Origin of the sequence: Caulobacter sp. BE254 (genome assembly GCF_031457295.1) — a bacterium.
GTDB lineage: Bacteria > Pseudomonadota > Alphaproteobacteria > Caulobacterales > Caulobacteraceae > Caulobacter.
Genome location: NZ_JAVDWJ010000002.1, coordinates 489,602 through 504,769, shown reverse-complemented (window position 1 = coordinate 504,769; position 15,168 = coordinate 489,602). Strand labels below are relative to the sequence as shown.

The 15,168-nt window shown below is 69.3% G+C and carries 11 protein-coding genes; 6 read left to right on the top strand and 5 right to left on the bottom strand.

Translation table 11 applies throughout. The features are described 5' to 3' along the window. Nucleotides 1-40 precede the first annotated feature (40 nt). The 6 genes from J2X41_RS06465 (at nt 41) to J2X41_RS06440 (ending at nt 9,851) form a co-directional block, all read left to right on the top strand. Nucleotides 41-829 (top strand): type VI secretion system accessory protein TagJ, encoded by a 789-nt coding sequence (locus J2X41_RS06465; protein ID WP_310080571.1) that lies wholly within the window; start codon nt 41-43, stop codon nt 827-829. Nucleotides 830-833: 4 nt separating this feature from the next. Further along, nucleotides 834-1,364, top strand: coding sequence for a type VI secretion system baseplate subunit TssE (gene tssE, locus J2X41_RS06460; protein ID WP_310080570.1), 531 nt, complete (start codon nt 834-836; stop codon nt 1,362-1,364). A gap of 4 nt (nt 1,365-1,368) precedes the next feature. Next, nucleotides 1,369-3,234, top strand: coding sequence for a type VI secretion system baseplate subunit TssF (gene tssF / locus J2X41_RS06455; protein ID WP_310080569.1), 1,866 nt, complete (start codon nt 1,369-1,371; stop codon nt 3,232-3,234). Continuing rightward, nucleotides 3,198-4,241 (top strand): type VI secretion system baseplate subunit TssG, encoded by a 1,044-nt coding sequence (tssG, locus tag J2X41_RS06450; RefSeq protein WP_310080567.1) that lies wholly within the window; start codon nt 3,198-3,200, stop codon nt 4,239-4,241. Before tssF ends, tssG begins: the two co-directional genes overlap by 37 nt. Then, nucleotides 4,238-6,934 carry a type VI secretion system ATPase TssH gene (gene tssH, locus J2X41_RS06445; RefSeq protein WP_310080565.1) on the top strand — a complete coding sequence of 899 codons (2,697 nt, stop codon included), beginning with the start codon at nt 4,238-4,240 and terminating at the stop codon, nt 6,932-6,934. The genes tssG and tssH overlap by 4 nt, the downstream gene beginning before the upstream one ends. An 88-nt stretch (nt 6,935-7,022) precedes the next feature. After that, entirely contained in the window at nt 7,023-9,851 is a 2,829-nt protein-coding gene (locus J2X41_RS06440; RefSeq protein WP_310080563.1) for a protein kinase domain-containing protein, read from the top strand. Nucleotides 9,852-10,016: 165 nt separating this feature from the next. Here the strand turns inward: J2X41_RS06440 and J2X41_RS06435 are convergent, their stop codons facing one another. From J2X41_RS06435 to J2X41_RS06415, 5 genes are all read right to left on the bottom strand, one after another. After that, the gene (locus tag J2X41_RS06435; RefSeq protein WP_310080561.1) at nt 10,017-10,385 is read right to left on the bottom strand and encodes a hypothetical protein; all 369 of its coding nucleotides are present in this window, start codon (nt 10,383-10,385) and stop codon (nt 10,017-10,019) included. Next, on the bottom strand, nt 10,372-10,593 hold the full coding sequence (locus tag J2X41_RS06430; RefSeq protein WP_310080559.1) for a hypothetical protein: 222 nt from the start codon (nt 10,591-10,593) through the stop codon (nt 10,372-10,374). Before J2X41_RS06430 ends, J2X41_RS06435 begins: the two co-directional genes overlap by 14 nt. Nucleotides 10,594-10,923: 330 nt before the next feature. Further along, a complete protein-coding gene (locus J2X41_RS06425; protein ID WP_404979888.1) occupies nt 10,924-12,699 on the bottom strand; it encodes a tetratricopeptide repeat-containing protein in 1,776 nt (591 codons plus the stop codon). After that, entirely contained in the window at nt 12,696-13,094 is a 399-nt protein-coding gene (locus tag J2X41_RS06420; RefSeq protein ID WP_310080555.1) for a hypothetical protein, read from the bottom strand. Before J2X41_RS06420 ends, J2X41_RS06425 begins: the two co-directional genes overlap by 4 nt. Further along, complete coding sequence (locus J2X41_RS06415; RefSeq protein ID WP_310080553.1) at nt 13,091-15,154, bottom strand: TIR domain-containing protein; 2,064 nt, start codon at nt 15,152-15,154, stop codon at nt 13,091-13,093. The genes J2X41_RS06420 and J2X41_RS06415 overlap by 4 nt, the downstream gene beginning before the upstream one ends. Nucleotides 15,155-15,168: the final 14 nt, after the last annotated feature.

The following is a 15,168-nucleotide window of genomic DNA, read 5'->3' as shown; positions in this document are numbered from 1 at the left end:
GCGAGCCGCGCCGGTCTTCGGCCAATCATAGAAGCGAAGAATGCGTAACGCCGACGACCTCCTACGCGCTGGCGATCTGGACGGCGCGCGCCAAGCCCTTGTCGAAAGGGTCAAGCGCGCGCCGGACGATCAGCCCAGCCGCATGTTTCTGTTCCAGCTGTTCTGCATCCTGGGTGAATGGGACAAGGCCAAGGCGCAGCTGAAGGTGCTGACCCAGCTGTCTCCCGAAGCCCAGATGCTGGCCGTGGCCTACAACCTGGCCATCGACGCCGAGATCCAGCGTGAGAAGGCCTTCGCGGGAGAGGTTCCGCCGGCCTTGCTGGTCAATACCAGCCCGTGGGCGGGCGATCTCGCGGTCGCTCTCGGCGCGGGTTTGCAGGGACGCGCCGACGACGCCGAGGCCGCCCGGTCGCGAGCGTTCGACGCCGCGCCCGACACGCCCGGCCGCTTCAACGACCAGGACTTCGACTGGATCGCCGACGCGGACCCCCGCTTCGGTCCGGCCTTCGAGGCCGTCATTCATGGGCGCTGGGGGCTCGTCCCCTTCGACGCGGTGCGCAAGATCACCAGCGACGGACCGCAGGACCTGCGCGACCTGGTCTGGCTGCCCGTGGAAATCGAGTTCAAGACCGGACAGGGCGTGGCGGCGATCCTGCCGGCCCGCTATCCCGGGACCCAGACCTCGACGGACGCCAACCTGCTGCTGGCCCGCGCCACCGACTGGCGCGAGGGCCCGATGGGCGCCGAGGGCCTGGGCCAGAAGCTCTGGTCGTTGGGAGACGGTGAAGAGGCGGGCGTCCTGGCGCTTCGCCACCTGGCCTTCGCCTGACGCCATGCCAGCCCGGATCAATCCGACCCTGTTCGACAAGCTCGTCGCCGATCTCGACTTCGACGACGTCCGCGACGATCCGAAGGTCGAGGGCCAGGTCAGCCGCGCGGCGACGCGACGGCTCTATCCAATCTTGAAGATCGAACGCTTCAACGAGGCCGCGCTACGAGCCACGGTCCTGCGCGAGCTGAACTGGATCCTGAACACCACCCAGTTCGGCGCAATCCAGAACCTGAAGCCTTATCCCGAGGTGGCGACCTCGGTCCTGAACTACGGCGTGCCCGACATGGCCGGCAAGCTGCTGCAGCGGCGAGCGGTCGAGAACCGGGCGCGCGAGATCAAGCAGGCCATCCGGCGCTTCGAGCCGCGCATCTCCCCTCAGCGCCTCGACGTCACCGCGACCGCCAAGGACGCCAAGCCCAACGCCGTGACCTTCGTCATCCGGGCCGACGTCACCAGCGCCGTCATGGCGCTGCCCGTCGAGTTCAAGACCGACGTCGAGATCGACACGGGCGCGGCGACCCTCCGGGAGTAGACGGATGGATCCTCGCCTCCTCAGAGCCTATAACGAGGAACTGCTCTATCTTCGCGAGACCGCGCGCGAGTTCGGCGAGGAATACGAGACCGTCGCGGGGCGGCTGGGCCTCAACGCCCCCTCCGATACCGACCCCTACGTCGAGCGGCTCCTGGAAGGCGTGGCCTTCCTCGGGGCCCGCGTGAAGCTGAAGCTGCAGGACCAGTTCCCCGACTTCACCCAACACCTGCTCAACGCCATCCAGCCGCACTACCTGGCGCCGACCCCGTCGATGTGCGTGGTGACCCTCGAGCCTCAGGACAGCGACCACGCGATCGCCGCCGGGTTCGTGGTCCCTCGCCTGACCGAGATGTCCGCCACCTCGGGCGACGAAGCCGCCACGCCGGTGATCTTCCGGACCGGACAGGACGTCACGCTCTGGCCACTGAAGATCACCGAAGCCGAATACCTGCCGACCCGAGCGGCCGTCGCCGCCTATGCCGGAGCCGCGGGGGTGCGCGCCGAGGCGGGACTGCGCCTGAAATTCAGCGCCCTGGGCGGCGTTCCCTTGTCGGCGATCGCGCCGGACGCCTTGCCGATCTATCTGGACGGCTCGGAAGTGGCGCCGGGCGAGCTCTACCGGCAACTGATCGGCGACGCCGTCGCGACCATGGCCCGTTCGGTGGACTCCGCGGCCGGCGCCGCGGCCTGGGTCAAGCTGCCGGCGGCCGAGCAGCACGGCTTCGAGGAGAACTGCGCCCTGCTGCCGACGGGCCGACGGTCTTTCCGGGGCTATCGCCTGCTGTCGGAATATTTCGCCTGCCCGGAACGCTTCCTGTTCGTCCGCCTGCGCGAACTGGCCCAGGTCTTCGCCAAGTGCCGAACGGAATGCGAGGTGGTCTTCCTGTTCGATCGCGCGTCCACCGCCCTGGCGGGCGCGGTGTCGCCGGCGAATTTCAAGCTGTTCGCGACGCCCGCGATCAACCTGTTCGAGAAGCAGATCGATCGCGTGGCGATCAACGAGTTCGACCACGAACACCAATTGATCGCCGACCGCACCCGGCCGCTGGACTTCGAGATCTTCCGCCCGCTGGAAGTGACGGCCCATTCGCAGAAGAACGGCGACGCGCGGCCGGTCGCGCCGCTGCACGCCTTCGGCAGCCTGCTCTATGACTGGACCGAGGCGCTGTTCTACGTCACCCGCCTGCGCCATCGCCGCCTGTCGACCAAGGAGCAGCGCCTCAGGCGCCGGACCGACTATCTGGGCACGGAAACCTGGATCAGCCTGGCCGCCCCTGGGGAGCCTCGGCGGCTGGAGGGGATCTACGAACTGGCCATTCGCGCGCTGGTCACCAATCGCGAACTGGCCGAGACCCTGCGCACCGGCGGCGCGACGGACTTTCGGATCAGCGGTGTCCCCGTTCGCGCCGTGACGATCGTCCGCGCCCCGACCAAGCCCCGGCCGCCGATGGGCATCAGCGACGGCGCCTGGAGGGTCATCGGCCACCTGACGCCCAACTACGCCTCCTTCGCCCTGGGTGACGACGACGACCCCTCGGTCCTGCGCGATCACCTAGCGCTCTACGGCCGGATCGACGATCCGGCCTTGCGGCGTCAGATCGACGGCGTGCTGGCCATTCGCTCCGAACCGGTGACACGGCGGGTGTCGGGCCCGGGACGCAGCGCCTTCGCCCGCGGCCAGCGCCTGCGTCTCAGGCTGGACGACGCTCCGTTCGAGAACGGCCGGATGTTCCTGTTCTCGGCCGTCCTGGAGCGGTTCCTCGGCGAGTTCGCGACCGTGAACGCCTTCACCGAATGCATCTTCGAAAGCCCCCAGGAAGGAACCTTCGCGCAATGGCCGCCGAGAATGGGCGAACATCGCAACATCTAGAGTTTCTTCGCCAGGCGGCGGGGAATGCGAAGCGGTACGGCCTGTTCGGCCTGCTGCGCGCCGCGGAGGCGCGCGCGCCAGATCTGCCGCGCATCGGCGACGCCCGCCTTCCCGCCCAGAACCTGGTCGACCTGGCCCAGCTTCCCGCCCTGGGCTTTCCGGGCTCGACGCTGGAGGCGATCACCGTCAAGGGCGGGCGCGCCAAGGTCGAGGGCTACTGGTTCGGGCTGACCGGGCCGATGGGGCCCCTGCCCCTGCACCTCAGCGAGTTCGCCCATTTCGAGCGCCGTTACGCCAAGGGCCGTCCGTTCGGGCACTTCCTCGACATGCTGGCCGGGCGGATGCTGCAGTTCTTCTACCGCGCCTGGGCTGAGTCCAATCCCGCGGCCAACGCCGACCGCCCTGGCGACGACCGCTTCGCCGGCTATCTGGGGGCTCTGACCGGAGCGACCGCCGGGGTTCCCGAAGACGCGGCCTTCCCCGCGCGAGCCCGCCTCTACTATGCGGGCCTCTATGCGTCGCGGCGTAGCGCGGCGGGCATCGAGGACGCCGTCGCCGACCTGGTGGGCGCGCCCGTGCGGCTGAAGGAGTACCGTCCGGTCTGGCGCGACATCGAGCCGGCGGACCAGACCCGCCTGGGCGGCGCCTACAGCCGCCTGGGCGGCGACGCGGTCTGCGGGCGGCGCACCAGCACGGTTTCGGACGCCTTCCGCATCGCCGTGAAAGTCGACACGTTCCAAGATTACGAGAACCTGCTGCCGGGCGGGCCCCGCTTCGCGGTCGTCGCAGAGGCGCTGGATTCCTTCGCCCCGTCCCATCTGGAATGGGACCTCGAGATCGAGGCCAGCGAAGCCGCACGGCGTCCCGCCTCGCTGGACGGCCGCGCCCGGCTGGGTTGGACCAGCTGGATCAATCCGCCGGCCGGCAGCGGCCCGCGCGCCGAGACCCGTCTTGGCCCGAGCTCGCGTCGCGTGGCTCGAGCCGCCGCCAAGAGAGATGCCGCATGACCGAGATCAACCGCTCCGCCCTGTTCGGCCGCCTCAGCCCGACGGGCCTGAAGAGCATCGAAACCGCGACCGGCTTCTGCAAGATGCGCGGCAATCCCTATGTCGAGCTGGTGCACTGGATCCATATCCTGCTGCAGGATCCGCAGAACGACCTGGCCGCTATCCGCACCCGGTTCGCCCTGGACGACACCAAGCTGGCCCGTGACGTCGTGGCCGCCCTCGACGGCCTGCCGCGCGGCGCGACGGCGATCTCGGACTTCTCGCCCCAGATCGAGGAGGCCATCGAGAAGGGATGGCTCTATGCCTCGCTGATGTTCCAGGCCGGCCGCGTGCGCACCGGCCACCTGGTCTTCGGCATGCTCAAGACCCCGATCCTGCGTAACGCCTTGTTCGCCATCTCGCCGGAGTTCCGCAAGGTCTCGGCCGACGCCCTGGGCGATGAGTTCGCCCAGATCGTCGCCAGCTCGGCCGAGGTCGGCGGCGCCCCGGTGGTCGACGGGCCCTCGGACCTGGCCGGGACTGCCGGCGCACCGTTCGCCGGCGGTTCGGGCGAGACGCTGGCCAAGTATTCCGTCGACCTGACCGAGCGCGCCAGGATGGGCGAGATCGAGCCGATCGTCGGTCGCGACGCCGAGATCCGCCAGGTGATCGACATCCTGCTGCGCCGTCGCCAGAACAACCCGATCCTGGCCGGCGAGGCGGGGGTCGGCAAGACGGCGGTCGTCGAGGGCCTGGCGCGCCGGATCGTCGACGGCGACGTTCCGCCCGCGCTGAAGGACGTCACCCTCCGCGCGTTGGACATCGGGCTGCTGCAGGCCGGCGCCGGCGTGAAGGGCGAGTTCGAGAAGCGGCTGCGGCAGGTGATCGACGAGATCGAGTCCTCGCCCAAGCCGATCATCCTGTTCATCGACGAAGCCCATACCCTGATCGGGGCCGGCGGCCAGGCCGGCACGGGCGACGCCGCCAACCTGCTCAAGCCCGCCCTGGCGCGCGGCCGGTTGCGGACCATCGCCGCCACCACCTGGTCGGAATATCGCCAGTACTTCGAAAAGGACCCCGCCCTCACCCGCCGGTTCCAGACCGTCAATGTCGGGGAGCCGGACACCGGGGCGGCGATCGCCATGCTGCGGTCGGTGGCCTCGGCCATGGAGAAGCACCACAAGGTGGTGATCCTCGACGAGGCGGTGGAAGCGGCGGTCAAGCTGTCCCAGCGCTACGTGCCGGCCCGGCAGCTCCCCGACAAGGCCGTCAGCCTGCTCGACACCGCCGGGGCCCGGGTGGCCGTGTCGCAGCACGCGACCCCCGCGCCGGTCGAAAGTCGCCGTCGTCGCGTCGAACTCCTGAACGTCGAGCTGGAAATCGCCACCCGCGAGGCCGAAGGCCAGTACGCCGGCGTGGAGCGCATCGGCAAGCTGAGGGAGGCGATCGAGGAGGCGCAGGTCGCGCTCGACGCCGTGGAAGCCAAGTGGGTCGCCGAGAAGGACGCGATCACCAAGGCCTTCGAAGCCCGCCAGGCCGTGGCCGCCGCGGCGGCCGCCAACACCGACGACATCTCCGCCCTGAAGGCCGCGCTCGACGCCGCCCTGCTGGCGGTCGCGCAGGCCCATGGCGACGATCCGATGGTGTTCGGCGAGGTCGACGCCGACGCGGTGGCCGCGGTCGTCGGCGACTGGACCGGCATCCCGGTCGGCCGCATGGTCAAGGACGAGATCGCCTCGGTCCTGACCATCGCCGACCAGTTGAAGAAGCGCGTGGTGGGGCAGGACCATGCGATGGACGCCGTAGCCAAGCGCATCCAGACCAGCCGCGCCAAGCTCGACAACCCCAACAAGCCGGTCGGCGTGTTCATGCTGTGCGGTCCGTCCGGCGTGGGCAAGACCGAGACCGCCCACGCCCTGTCCGAACTGCTCTATTCCGGCGACGACAGCCTGATCGTCATCAATATGAGCGAGTTCCAGGAAGCCCACACCGTCTCGACCCTGAAGGGCGCGCCGGCGGGCTATGTCGGCTATGGCCAGGGCGGCGTCCTGACCGAGGCCGTGCGTCGCCGGCCCTATTCGGTGGTGCTGCTCGACGAGGTGGAGAAGGCTCACCCCGACGTCCACGAGATGTTCTTCCAGGTGTTCGACAAGGGCTACATGGACGACTCCGAAGGGCGTCACATCGACTTCAAGAACACGCTGATCCTGCTGACCTCGAATGTCGGCTCCGACCTGATCGCCTCGCTGTCGGAGGACGAGGAGATGAAGCCGGAGGCCGAGGTCCTGGCCCAGTCGCTGCGGCCGGAATTGCTGAAGGTGTTCCCGCCCGCCCTGCTCGGCCGGCTGATCGTCCTGCCCTACTATCCGCTGTCGTCGGACATGCTGCAGGGCATCGTCCGCCTGCAGCTGGACCGCGTGAAGAAGCGCGTCGCCGAGAACCATGGCATCGTCTTCAGCTACGATCAGGCGGTCGTCGACCTGATCGTCTCGCGCTGCACCGAGGTCGCGTCGGGCGGGCGGATGATCGACGCCATCCTGACCAACACCATGCTGCCCGAACTGTCGATCGCCCTGCTGGAACGCCAGATGGCCGGCGAGGAAGTGGCCAGGATCGCGGTGGGGGTCGCGAACTCGACCTTCACCTACGCGTTCGAAGGAAACGAAGCGTCACCGCAGATGCAAGCGCCCTTGATCGCGGAAGCCGTGGCCTGATGCTCGAAGCCTCGCATAACTGCTTGCAACCGACGCGCGTCCGAGGCGAGGTTGTGGCCGGAGTTGGAAAGAGACGTCCCCAGTGAGCATGCCCGACGATCCCTCTGATGAAGACGTCGCGTCCGTCACGAGCCCGCCCGCCGGCTCCTGGAGCAAGCGGGGTCCGCGCAAGCCGGCGCAACCGCGCGGCATCCTGCCCGTCGGCTTCGTCCTGAACGGCATCTACGAGATCAAGCGCTTCATCGCCCGCGGCGGCATGGGCGAGGTCTACGAAGGCGCCAACGTCAACGCCGAGGAGCGGGTGGCGGTCAAGGTCATCCTTCCGCACCTGGCCGCCGACCCCAAGGTCCAGGCGCTGTTTCGCAAGGAGGCCAAGACCCTCACCAGCCTGGCCCACCCGGCGCTGGTGCAGTACCGCGTCCTGGCGCGCGAGCCGCGCAAGGACCTGCTGTACATCGTCACCGACTTCATCGACGGCGAGCCGCTGACCAACCTGATCGGCCGCCAGTCGCCGACCACGGGCGAATTGGTCATGCTGACCCGTCGCCTGGCCGAGGGCCTGCACGCGGCGCACAGCCATGGCGCCATCCATCGCGACATCTCGCCCGAAAACGTCCTGCTGCCGGACGGCGTGCTCAGCCGCGCCAAGATCATCGACTTCGGCATCGCCAAGAGCATGGAGATCGGCGCCCAGACCGTCGTCGGCGACGGTTTCGCCGGAAAGCTCGGCTATGTCGCGCCGGAACAGTTCGGCGACTTCGACCGACGCATTGGTCCATGGACCGACATCTACAGCCTGGCCCTGGTGGTGCTGGCCCTGGCCGGCGGACGGGCGCCGGACATGGGCACGACGCTGGTCGAAGCGATCGACCGCCGCCGGGCGGGCGCCGACATCACCACCGTGCCGCCGCTGCTGCAGCCGCTGTTCGCCCGGATGCTCAGCCCGGATCCTCGCGGCCGCCCCCAGACCATGGCCGAGGTGATCTCGGCGCTGGACGCGCTGGACGTTCCGTTCGAGCCGCCCTCCACCCGATCCTGGACGCCGGACCTCGGCGACGCGACCTTGGGCGAGGCGGGGCCGGATCTCGAGCGAACGGTGATCCATCTGGGGTCCGAACCACCCTCCTGGCAGAGCGCGGAGCCGCGCGGAGAAGATAGCGTTCCGCCTTCACCGGTCGCTGCCCCAAGCGACGAGATCGCGCCCGAGGGGCGGACGATCTTCGCGCCCAGCGAGCCCTTCGATCTGGCGACGCCCGCGTCGAAGCCGACGGACGAGCCGATCGTCGACGACGCCGCGCAGCCGATCGCAGAGCCGCCGTTGTCCGCGTCGCCCCTTCCGCCGGTCGCCGCGACATCGTCGCTTCCTCCGCTTGTCGCCGCGCCGGCGGACGAGGAGGTCGTCACTTCCGAGGCCACGATCTTCGAACCCACCGTTGAGCCTTCCCGGGATCCCGATGTTGGTCCGTCCTCGGGCGCGGTCGAGGTGGAGGCGCGGAACGCTCCCTTGCCGCAGGCCGCCCTGATCTCGATCAGGCCAGGCAAGGAGGACGAAACCGCCTCGCCCATCCCTCCGGCGATGGACGTGGCGTACAAGTCACCCAGGAAGTCTCCCGGCAAGGCCCCGGGCCTTGTCCAAGCCGAGGCGGAACGCGAAGCCCAGGGCGCCGCGGCGCCCGCGCGCGCTCCCTTCAAGGGCAAGGGCGTGGCCGTCGGCGTGATTGGGGCGGTCGTCCTGGTCGGCGTCGGCTTCGCCGTGCTGTCGTCCCAGAAAAAGGCCGCCTTGCCCGCCTTGGCGCCGACCACGACCAGCAGCGCGCCGCCGCCGGTCGCCAGTCGGGCCGACGAACTGATCGCCGCGGCGCTGCCGAACGTTCCGTGCTCCTGGCTGACCCTGAGCCACGGCCAGAACACCGACGGCTCGACCAGCCTCAAGATTTCCGGCGCGGCCGGAGACCCGGCCGGCGCCAACCGAGCGGTGGCCAATGCCGTGCGCGCCGCCGGCGCCGGAGGGCTGCAGGTCGACACCACCGAGATCCTGCCCGCTGATCAGGGAGCCTGTCCGCTGCTCGACACGGCCAACCGGTTTCGCGGCCAGGCCGGCGCCGTTCCCAGCCTCGTCGCCCAGCAGGCGCGCTTCGAAATCGACCGTGGCATCCAGGGTTGTCCCAAGGGCCTCTGGTCGCAATCGATGATCAATGTCGCGCCCGATCCCGCCAAGGGCTTCAGCCTCATCGCCATACAACCCTCCGGCCGGCTGCAGCAATTCACGACCAATCGCGAACAGTTCGCGGCCCTGGCGGCTCGTAATCCCGACCTCTACAAGGATCTCGGCGGCGGCCGCTATCGGGTGTCCATGTGCCAGAACGCCACCGGACTGGCGGGCGTGCTGATGATCGAGGGGAACGGGCCGTTCGACATCGGCCTGCGCCCCGGCGCCATCGAACGGCCGACGCGGGACTTCCCGGCCCGCCTGGCGCAACTGGCCCAGGCCCGCGGCTGGACGATGCAGATGGCCTGGTTCCAGCTGGCCAACGACCAGCCGGACCTGCCCGAGCAGGCCAGCATGGACGAAGCCGAGCGCCATCGCCGGGCCATGGCCGAAGCGGCCAAGACCGCCGCGACCGCCGAAGCCGCCAAGGCGGCGGAGCCGGCCGAGGTCGCCATCCCGGCCGCCGAGCCTCAGAAGCTGCCCGCCGACTACGTCGCCTGCCGCCGGTTCGTCGGCGGGGCCTGGGAGGAGCTGGGCTATGCGCCGCGCGCCGCCTGCGTGGAAAAGGTCTTCGCCGGCCGCTGCGACGTGCTCACCGGTCAGTCAGGCGATATCGCCCTGCGGCGCTACAATGATCGACTGCAAGCCAAGACCGGGCGCGGCTTCAAGAAGTGGGACAATGTCGGCAAGTCTGATTGCGCCAAATAGAAGCGCCGAGGCCGCTTCGAGATTTTAGCCGGATGAGCGTCGGTCATTCGCCGATCTGACGGCGAAGCGCCGACGCCCATCCGACCGCCCTCCCCCAAGGGCGAGGCGTGGCGGTCGACAGCTGTCGAGCCACCCTGCCTGAACTTTATCGCCCTGGGGCGAGGATCATGATCTCTCCGCGTCAAGGGCTTCGGTGATCACCCGCTTGGCGGTCTCGCATCGGCTCTCGGCGAACTGGACTTCCGGGCTCGGCGGAGCCTTGGCGTCGACTTCGCGAGCGATCACCTCGGCGGCGGCCTGGTCGATCGCACGCCGCAGTTCGGCCAGTCGCCTGTCGGCGGCGGCCATGCAGGCCCAGAAGCTCTTGTCCTGCGGCGTCGACGCCCACCCGCCGCGCGCTTCCGATCTTGGCGCGAACAGCGGATCCTCCGCCATCGCCGGCGCGGCGGTCGTCTCGCGGCCGGCGATCAGGTTTTTGGCGTGGGTCAGAATCGCGCCTGGGACCCTGAATCGCGGCAGGCTAGGCGACGACATGGATCTTGCGCTCGCAATCGCGGATCGCCGACTTGGCGAAGCTCACCACCATCTCGGTCACGCGGCAGATGTCGTTTTCGGCGACGCCATGGTCGCGAGCCCAGATCTTCACGGCGTGCTTGAGAATGCTCGCGGCGGGATCGTAGGCCAGCGCGCCGTGGACCGTGTCGTCCGTGGGGTCCTTGAGGACAGCTGCGTCGAGAGACATGGCGAGGTTCCTGATGCAACGTGAGCGTCGCGCCAGGGTGTTGGCGCGACTTCGATGGGCGGTCGGCAAGTCGGACCCGGCCAATGGGGACGGCCGAGTCCGAGAAGCCGTGCGATCGGCCCGCGGTGACAGGCCAAGCGCGGTGCAGGTCGTGGCGGCGCTCCGGCGATGGCGATCGACGGAGACGTTCCGCGGCCGCCTGGACCGAGGTCGTCGCGACCTACGAGTCGAAACATGTGAGAGGGATCGGCGCGCGAACTGTGCGGATCTGCACACCGCCGGAAATAAAGGTTTCTGATCACCCTCGAGGATCACCCTTGAGGGAGACGGTCAGGCCCGTGTCAGGTTGAAGATCGGCGTGGCCGGGAAGCCCTTGCGCCCCTGGGTGCGTCCGACATAGCCGCACCGCACGCGATCGCCGTGGAAGGTGGCCAGAGCTCCGGCCAGGGCTTCGCTGACGCAGGCCGAGCCCGGGGCGACGTCGGGCTCGATGCGGGCCGCGACCACCACGTGGGCGCCGACCACGGCCGGAGCCCTGGTCAGCGGATTGGCGCCCAGATGCACGGGTCCATAATGGCCGCCGATCCGCAGGCCCAGGCCGCGTGGCAGGCCCAGGGCTCGAAGATCCAGGGCGCGGTGGGCTTCCTGCAAGGCCAGGGCCGCGAGGGCGGCGTCGATCGGCTGGTCGAAGACCAGGAACAGGCCGTCGCCCCAGGTCTCGACGTGTCGTGGGCCAGCGTCCAACTCCGCGAGGACGCCGGCCATCTGCCCCATCACCGTCGCGAAGAAGGCCGGAATCTGGTCGTCGCGCAGGGAGCCGAAGCCTTTCACGTCGGCGAACAGCATGGCCTTCATGGCGCGCGAGCTGGAGGCGCCCGTGTTCGGTGGCGGTGCGCGGCGCGGCGGCGGGCGGCGCACCGGAATGACCACCTGTCGACGGCCGCCTTTCGCCCAATAGGCCAGGTCCACCGCTGCGCCGGCGGGTCCCGCCGAAGCGTGACCGTCCCAGACCGCCACCTGAATCGCTTCGGTCGCCAGGGTCTGGGCGCGCAGCACCGCGCAGCCCATGGCGATCTGGCTGGCATAGGCGAAGACCTGCTCATCGCCGACATAGGGATCCTGCGAGGCGTAGCGCACCGACGCGGCGCGGGCGAAACAGCGTTCGAAGCGCTCGATCCAGTCGGCCCCGAAGGGCGCGACCGACACGGCGACGAAGGAGTCCAGGCTTACCGGCAAGACCAGGTGCAGTTCGGCGCCGGCCTCCAGCAAGGCTTCGGCGAAGACGATGTCGGCGCCGGCCGCTAGGCCGCCATAGGCGAAGCCGATCCCCAGCTCCCGCACCACGCGGCCGGCTTCCTCGCGCAGGTCGCCCTCCCCTTCGCCGTTCAGGGCGCCTTCGCGCGTCGCGTCGAGGATGTGGCCAGTGAAGTGGGCGCAGGCCGGCGGTCGGAAGGCCGACAGCCAGGCGGGATCGACGCCAATCTCGCGGCACAGCATCTCCAGCTGGCGCAAAGTCGAGGCGTGGGCCGCGAAAGCTCCTGGCGCGTGCTTCAGAGCCTGGGACATCGTCGCGCGCGCGGCGTCCATTTCGCCGGTCAGAAACCGCGCCTCGGCGCGGCTGGCGGCTTCGTAATAGGCCGCTTCCCCCACCAATCCCGGCGGCGGCGCGATTTCCAGAGCGGCCGCCGCCAGAGCCCGACCCTCCGCCCGATCGCCCGCGACGAGAGTCATGGTCGCGGCGTTGACCGCGCCATAGAGGCCGCCGAAACGTTCGAAGAGGGCCCGGTAGCGGCGGGTCGAGGCCTTGGCGAAAGCCGTCCGGCGAAGGCCATGCGCCGCCAGGGCGACATCCTTCAGGAGGCGCGCGCCAAGGGCGACGGCGTCGGGATCGTCGTCGATCCGGTCAAGCCCCAGGCGGACATATTCGGCGCGCGCGAAATCGACGGCGCCGGCCCGCGCCAGGCAGAGCACGGCCAGATAGGTGATCCTGGGCGAGGTCTCGCCCGCCTCCAGGGCGGCGCGGGCGAGATCGTAGGCGGCGAGAATCTCGCCGCGCTGGATCAGCGCGGCGATCTTGTCGCCGTTGAAGGTCGCGGCCTCAATCAGGGAACGTGACCCGCGCCGTTTTCGATCTTTGGATCCAGAATGATATTCTGTTTGTGCGAGTCCATCATGTACAGGCTGTAGATGTATTCGCCGACCCGCTTGTCTTCATAATCGATCGTGAAGCAGGTGAAGGGCTTTTGCGGCACGCCGTAAAGCATTTCGATCCAGGTGTAGCTGGAGAAGTTGATCCCGAAGTCATCGGTAAAGACGATCGGGCGTTTCTGGAACGTCCAGTCGACGCCGATAAGGGCGTCGCTCAGCCGAAAGACCAGACGGCTCGGGGCGTCGAGTTTCAGCGACAGCGGAACCGGGTTCTCCGGATCCAGAACGTTCATGAAGTTGACGTTATCGGCGATGCCGACGACCAGTTGAATGATCGGTAGTGACTCTGTCATGTGGAACCCCCTTGGACGGTGGCGCCAGCTAGAGGCGAATCTCGCCAAAATGCAAGGAAGCCGGGATGGGCATAGCCATTCTCCCTCAAGTTGCGAACGATCGGATCGGCCAGATCTCCCCGACCTTGAGCCAGATAAGCGCGGGCTAGGACATCGCGGCCAGCCGGAGAAAGCGACCCACGCCGAGGCGACAAGGCCAAGACAGCCTCCGCCGACTGCCCGGCCCCGAGCCGCGCAACGCCATTGAGCACCGCCCGCTCGGCCACGGCTTCGCGAGAGCCGGGGGCAAGGCGCAGGCGCTCCAGTTGGGCCTGCGCCAGACCGCGTGCTCGCGCCGGATCGCCGCCAAGCTGGGCCAGCAGAACCGCCTGCTGGTCCAGACGGCCGTCGAGATCCGCGCGCCAAGCCTTGGCCTCGTCGCCGGTGCGCAGCTTGGCCAGCGTGGCGACGGCCTGGGCGTGGGCGGCGCGGGCCTCTGGCAGGCGGCCCGACCAGGCGGCGAAATCGACCGCGTCCATCTGCCCGACCAGCAGATATTCCAGCCATCGGGCGTTGGTCGGGTCGAGGGTCACCAGCTTGCGCAACCCTTCCATGGCCTTGTCCGACCGCACGCGGGCCTGGGCCGTCCGGCCCAGGTCCAGCTCCAGCCGCGCCAGAGCCAGTTGGGCGGCCAGGTTGCGGGCGGCCAACGGCTTGTCGGCGGGCGTTCTCGCCGAAGCCTCGGCCAGCAGGTTCGCCGCGCCCTCGCGCTCGGCATAGGCTTCGCGCGGACGCCCCAGCCTGACCAGGGAGTCGGCCACCCAGGCGTGGGCGTCCACCGCGTCGACCAGCCGGTCCTGATCGTCGGGCGCTCGAGCGCGCTCGGCCTCGAAGGCGGCCAGGGCGGCGCGGAAGGTGGTCAGCGCCTCGTCTGCCCGTCCCTGTTCCAGCAGCAGGGTGCCGAGGTTGCTCTTGGCGTAGGCGACCTCCAGCCGCCAGTCGGCGCGGGTCGGATCCAGCTTGACGAGCCTCTGGGCCAGATCGCCATAACGCTTGAAGCCCCGCTCAGCGGCAGCGGCGTCGCCCTGGCGCCATTCCATATAGGCCAGCCAGTAGACGTTCTGGGCCTCGTCGAAGATCCGCTCGCCATTGCCGGGGGCGCGGACGGCCAGTTCGTGCGTCGTGGCCGCCGCTTGGCCGAAGGCGTCGCGGGCGCCGGCCAGGTCGCCGCGCTGTTCCCGGATCGTGCCCAGCAGGGTCTGGGCCTTGGCGCGCTGGGCCAGGGCCCTGTCGTCCAGCCGGTCGGTGCGCGCCTTGCCATAATAGGCCAGCACCTTGGCGCTGACGCCGTCCAGGACGTCCAGCCGTCCCACGGGCTCCAGCTGTTCGCGCAGGTCGCCCAGCATGTAGGCCACCAGGGCCTCGGTCTCGTCGCGCTGGTCGCGGGCGATTTGACGAGACTTCAGCGTGGCCACGGTCATCGCGCCCATGGCCAGGGTCACGACCAGGGCCAGGGCGGTGAAGGCCGCCATCACCCGCATGCCGCGACGGGCGTCGCGCTGGACCAGTTGATCCAGGCTGACGTCCAGCAGCCGGGCGGCGATCTTCAACCGCGTCAGGCGCGGTCCGTCGGCGTCGCGCCGCGGATCCACGGCCAGGGGTTCGACGCCCGTCGGCAAGGCCGCCCGTAGGGCCGGCGGCAACAGCTCGACCAGGGGCGCGGCCTTCGGCGTGGAGGGCGAGATCACGCAGATGATCTGGCCGAGACCGTGGTCCTTCAGGAAGTGGGCGGCTTCCTGGTCCACCCAGCGCGAGGCCGCGGAGGCCGGGGAGCAAAGCACGATCAGGGCGTCGGAGCGGTCCAGGGCGTCACGGATCACCCCGCCCAGATCCGGCGAGGCGCTCAGGTCGTCGCGGTCGCGGAAGATCGGCGTCAACCGCCGAGTCGACACCTCGCCGCCAGTGGTGGCCAGGCGACGCGGCGCGCGGTAGGTCTCCAGGGCGCGATGCAGCCACTCGGCGGCTTTGCGGTCCTGGTGGCTATAGCTGATAAAGGCCCGGTAGCGCGGTCGGCTGTCCATTCGTCGTCCCCGGA

Excerpts from the sequence above, each read along its gene's own strand:
- J2X41_RS06465 (WP_310080571.1), top strand. The coding sequence starts at position 41 with ATGCGTAACGCCGACGACCTCCTACGCGCTGGCGATCTGGACGGCGCG.
- tssE (WP_310080570.1), top strand. The coding sequence starts at position 834 with ATGCCAGCCCGGATCAATCCGACCCTGTTCGACAAGCTCGTCGCCGAT.
- tssF (WP_310080569.1), top strand. The coding sequence starts at position 1,369 with ATGGATCCTCGCCTCCTCAGAGCCTATAACGAGGAACTGCTCTATCTT.
- tssG (WP_310080567.1), top strand. The coding sequence starts at position 3,198 with ATGGCCGCCGAGAATGGGCGAACATCGCAACATCTAGAGTTTCTTCGC.
- tssH (WP_310080565.1), top strand. The coding sequence starts at position 4,238 with ATGACCGAGATCAACCGCTCCGCCCTGTTCGGCCGCCTCAGCCCGACG.
- J2X41_RS06440 (WP_310080563.1), top strand. The coding sequence starts at position 7,023 with ATGCCCGACGATCCCTCTGATGAAGACGTCGCGTCCGTCACGAGCCCG.
- J2X41_RS06435 (WP_310080561.1), bottom strand. The coding sequence starts at position 10,385 with ATGTCGTCGCCTAGCCTGCCGCGATTCAGGGTCCCAGGCGCGATTCTG.
- J2X41_RS06430 (WP_310080559.1), bottom strand. The coding sequence starts at position 10,593 with ATGTCTCTCGACGCAGCTGTCCTCAAGGACCCCACGGACGACACGGTC.
- J2X41_RS06420 (WP_310080555.1), bottom strand. The coding sequence starts at position 13,094 with ATGACAGAGTCACTACCGATCATTCAACTGGTCGTCGGCATCGCCGAT.
- J2X41_RS06415 (WP_310080553.1), bottom strand. The coding sequence starts at position 15,154 with ATGGACAGCCGACCGCGCTACCGGGCCTTTATCAGCTATAGCCACCAG.